Raw genomic sequence first — 533 nt, 5'->3', positions numbered from 1 at the left:
AGACGAAGTCAACGATATTCGCTTGCAGCAATTGCAGGTCCCAGCGCTGCGCGATAAAGAACAATTGTTACAGCAACAAGCTGGCTTAGAGGCTAGTTTGCACAAGGGCATGGTGCCCCTGCTTGCTGCGGTTAATTAATTGCAACAAGAGCAAAATAACGCAGCAATATTCGTGAAAATTCGCGCAGATATTTTGCAGCAACAATTGTGGCCACATTTGGCCGATAAGCATTTGAGTGAGCTGGTTACAAAAATTGCCACGAAAGTTGCCGGTGAACCCGCGGATGTACATGCCTTAGCGACTAAAGATTGGGTCGATTTGGCGCCGTTGGAAAGTCAGCTCGATCAAGCGCTCATGCTGCAACAGTTGCACAATCAATGGGCCGAGCTTTGGTGTCAGACCGACGGTCTTCGGGATGATTTGCGCCGGGTGTTAGAGCGCCAGGTGCAATTGGTTGAAAAAACTGATCGTTTAAGACAGCAAAAAATTCAAGAAATTAGCCAGCTTGAATCACAGCAAGTGAATTACCCTG

1 protein-coding gene is annotated in these 533 nt (G+C 47.5%); it reads left to right on the top strand.

What is annotated here, in order from left to right; all coding sequences use genetic code 11:
* Positions 1–139: 139 nt before the first annotated feature.
* On the top strand, positions 140–533 hold a 394-nt coding region (locus ACFQEU_RS17945; protein ID WP_379784372.1), incomplete at its 3' end, for a hypothetical protein.

The organism is Halorubrum tibetense, assembly GCF_042661865.1.
Lineage (GTDB): Archaea > Halobacteriota > Halobacteria > Halobacteriales > Haloferacaceae > Halorubrum > Halorubrum tibetense.
This window is presented reverse-complemented; position numbering and strand designations above follow the sequence as displayed.